Here is a 3,776-nt window from a genome sequence, read left to right on the forward strand (position 1 = left end):
GAAGACCATGGTCTTCAAGCTCACCCACCCCACCGCCGACTTCCTCGACATCATCGCCGAGCCCTTCGCCTCGGCGGTGCCCGTCGAGTACCTGGACTACGTGCCGAACAGCCCGGAGTTCGACGCGCACGTCCTGTCCGATGGCCCGTACCAGATCACCAAGTACACGCCGGGCAGCCAGATCGTGCTGGACCGCAACTCGGCCTGGACAGCCAGCAGCGACCCGATCCGCAAGGCCTACGTCGACAAGATCGTCATCAACGAGGGTGAGACCCAGCAGGCCGTCCAACAGCAGATCCAGGCCGGGACCACCGACATGGGCTGGGACGTCGTCGTGCCCACACCGGACCTGCCCGGACTGACCGGCGATCCGAACCTGTCGGTCAACTCCAGCGCCGCGGTGAGCTACGCGGTGTTCAACCAGCAGAGTCCCGACCAGAACTCGGCGATGAAGAACCTCCAGGTCCGACAGGCCGTGGAGTACGCCATCGACAAGAGCGCGATCGCCCAGACACTCGGTGGCGGCAAGATCGCGCAGCCGGCGAGCCAGATTCTCGCCAAGGGCGACGTCGGCTTCCAGCCGTTCAATCTCTACCCCACCGAAGGTGACCACGGCGATCCGGGGAAGGCGAAGCAACTGCTGGCCGCCGCCGGCTACCCGAACGGGCTCACCCTCAAGCTGCTCTTCCCGAACACCCAGAACAATCCGCAGACCGCGCAGCTGATCCAGGCGGACCTGCTGGCAGCCGGCATCACCGTCCAGATGATCTCGGCCACCCAGACCGACTTCACCGTGCACTACATATCCGACCCGTCCAGCAGCCAGCGGGGCACCTGGGACATCGCGCTGCTGTTCTGGGTGCCGGACTGGTTCGGCGTCAACGGCCGGGCCGTGCTGCAACCGATGACCGACGGCACGAACTACGGGCCGAACTCCGTGGACTACGGCGACTACGACAGCCCGATCACCAACAACCTGATCGAGCAGGCGCTCTCCCTGCCGAGTTCACAGGAGTCACAGGTGGCGAACCTGTGGCAGCAGGCGTCGCTGCAGACCATGCGGGACGCGGCCCTGGTCCCACTGGCCAATGTGGATGTTCCGCTCTACAGGTCCTCCCGGCTGCAGAACACCATCTACCTCCCGATCAACGAGAACTTCGACATCACCAACGTGTGGCTGAACGGATAACCCCTCATGTCGCTACTTGAGGTAGAGGACCTGCACGTGTCGTTCGCTACTCCGGACGGTGTGCTGCCCGCCGTGCGCGGTGTCAGCTTCGATGTCGAGCCGGGCGAGACGCTCGGCATCGTCGGGGAGTCGGGCTCGGGAAAGAGCGTCTCCACGCAGACGATCGTCGGACTGACCCGCGGCGCGCGGGTGAGCGGGCAGGCCCGGTTCGAGGGCAGGGACCTGCTCACCACGCCGGCCTCGGAGCTTCGCCGGATCCGAGGCGCTCAGATCGGCATGATCTTCCAGGACCCACTGTCCAGCCTGCACCCGAACTACCGGGTTGGCTGGCAGATCGTCGAGATGATCCGGGCCCACGAGTCGGTGAGCCGGAAGGACGCCCGACAGCGGGCCGTCGAACTGTTGGAACTGGTAGGGATTCCGACCCCGGCGCAGCGGGTGCGCGACTACCCGCACCAGTTCTCCGGCGGCATGCGCCAGCGGGTCATGATCGCGATGGCGCTGGCGCTCAATCCGAAGCTGCTCATCGCCGACGAGCCGACGACGGCTCTCGACGTGACTGTGCAGGCGCAGATCATGACGCTGATCAAAAGTTTGCAGCGGGAGTTCGGAACGGCGGTCATCCTGATCACGCACGATCTCGGAGTGATCGCCGACGTCGCCGACCGCGTCGTCGTGATGTACGCGGGCAAACCGTTGGAGTACGCCGACAAGCGAACGTTGTACCACCAACCGCACCACCCCTACACCGAAGGTCTCATCAGCTCGCTCCCCCAGCGCGGCGACCGCGGGAGTGCCCTGCGGTCGATCCCCGGCCTGCCGCCGAGCCTGCTGCGGATACCGCCGGGATGCCCCTTCCAGCCGCGGTGCGACTACGCGACCGACCGGTGCAGGTCCGACGAGCCGCCGATGCGGGACGTGGAGGGTGGACAGGACCATGTGTCCGCCTGCTGGCTGCCGCCGGACGCGATCGGGACCGACGCGCAGGCCGTGTTGCGCCGCCGCCTCGCCTCGCACGACGACGGCACGGTCGAACGGGACACCGCCGTCGATTCGGCGGCGTCGGCATGACCGCGGGGGCCGTGTCACGGGTCGACACGACCGACCCGGAGACACTGCTGGAACTGGTGGACATCGTGAAGCGGTTCCCGGTCAGGTCCGGCCGCCGGTTCGGGCGTCCGAGCGAGCACGTGCACGCGTTGGCCGGGATCAACCTGACCGTGCGCCGCGGCGAGACCCTCGGCCTGGTCGGCGAGTCCGGATGCGGCAAGTCGACGCTGGCCCGGTGCATCACCAGGCTTCACGACATCACATCGGGCACCATCTCGTTCGACGGCCAGGACATCTCCGCACTGTCCCGACGGCGGCTGCGTCCCCTCCGCCGGAAGATGCAGATGGTCTTCCAGGACCCGTACGGCTCCCTCAATCCGCGCCGCCGGGTCGGATCCATCATCGGGGATCCGTTCGCCAACAACGGAGTCGCCTCCGGCGAGGAGCGCAAGCGGCGGGTGCAGGAGCTCATGCGACTGGTCGGCCTGAGCCCCGAGCACTACAACCGCTTCCCCACGGAGTTCTCCGGCGGCCAACGGCAGCGGATCGGGTTGGCGCGGGCGCTCGCCCTCAATCCGGAGCTGGTCGTGTGCGACGAGCCGGTCTCCGCGCTCGACGTGTCCATCCAGGCCCAGATCATCAACCTGCTGGCCGAACTGCAGCGCAAGCTCGGGCTGACCTACCTCTTCATCGCCCACGACCTCTCCGTCGTCCGCCACGTCAGCGACCGGATCGCGGTGATGTACCTCGGCCGGATCGTGGAGATCGCCGAGACCGAGGACCTGTTCACGCATCCTCGCCACCCGTACACCCAGGCACTGCTGTCCGCGGTCCCCAACCCGGACCCCGATCAGGTCGACGACGGCGCGCGCATCGTGCTCACCGGCGACGTGCCCTCGCCGGTCCACCCACCGACCGGCTGCCGGTTCCATCCGCGGTGCCCTCGAGCGCGGGAGCGATGCCGGATCGACGATCCCGAGCTGACGGTCGGCTCCGAACCGAACGCGGTGCCGACGCACGCCTTCGCTTGTCACTATCCGATCCCCGACAGCGAACCCGGGAGGACCGCATGACGTCGACGCCCGCGGTCGCGACCATCACCTCCGGCGCGACGCCAGCCGCGCCCTCGGCCATCCACGGCCGCGGCCCGTGGCAACTGGCGTGGGCCCGGCTGCGCCGGGACAAGGTCGCGATCGGGTCGGCGGTGGTGATCACGGCCATCGTGCTGTTGGCCCTCTTCGCCCCGTTGATCGCCCATGCCCTCGGCCACAGTCCCGACACCCAGTTCCGGACGACGGGACTTACCCCGGACGGCATCCCGGTCGGTCCGGGTTCGACGTTCTACTTCGGCACCGACGACCTTGGACGGGACGTCTTCCTCCGGGTCATCTACGGCGCACGGATCTCCCTGCTGGTGGGTGTGGTCGCCGCGGGCCTTGCCGTGCTGGTGGGTGTGATCGTGGGCTTGCTGGCCGGGTACTTCGCCGGCACGGTCGACGGCGTTCTGTCCCGGCTCATGGACGTCGTACTGTCGCTG

The 3,776-nt window shown here is 67.8% G+C and carries 4 protein-coding genes; all 4 read left to right on the top strand.

Annotation, left to right across the window (positions count from 1 at the left end):
* A partial coding sequence (locus tag VGH85_17405) for an ABC transporter substrate-binding protein (GenBank protein HEY2175588.1) occupies positions 1–1,189 on the top strand: 1,189 nt, incomplete at its 5' end.
* Positions 1,190–1,195: 6 nt separating this feature from the next.
* Positions 1,196–2,260: an ABC transporter ATP-binding protein gene (locus tag VGH85_17410; GenBank protein HEY2175589.1), complete on the top strand. Its 1,065-nt coding sequence runs from the start codon at positions 1,196–1,198 to the stop codon at positions 2,258–2,260.
* Complete coding sequence (locus tag VGH85_17415) at positions 2,257–3,312, top strand: dipeptide ABC transporter ATP-binding protein (GenBank protein ID HEY2175590.1); 1,056 nt, start codon at positions 2,257–2,259, stop codon at positions 3,310–3,312. The genes VGH85_17410 and VGH85_17415 overlap by 4 nt, the downstream gene beginning before the upstream one ends.
* The coding region (locus VGH85_17420; protein HEY2175591.1) for an ABC transporter permease at positions 3,309–3,776 on the top strand (468 nt) is incomplete at its 3' end. The genes VGH85_17415 and VGH85_17420, both read left to right, overlap by 4 nt.

It is taken from the genome of Mycobacteriales bacterium (genome assembly GCA_036497565.1).
Lineage (GTDB): Bacteria > Actinomycetota > Actinomycetes > Mycobacteriales > QHCD01 > DASXJE01.

What these genes read in the sequence shown, in the direction of transcription:
- VGH85_17410 (HEY2175589.1), top strand. Translation starts at nt 1,196, where the DNA reads ATGTCGCTACTTGAGGTAGAGGACCTGCACGTGTCGTTCGCTACTCCG.
- VGH85_17415 (HEY2175590.1), top strand. Translation starts at nt 2,257, where the DNA reads ATGACCGCGGGGGCCGTGTCACGGGTCGACACGACCGACCCGGAGACA.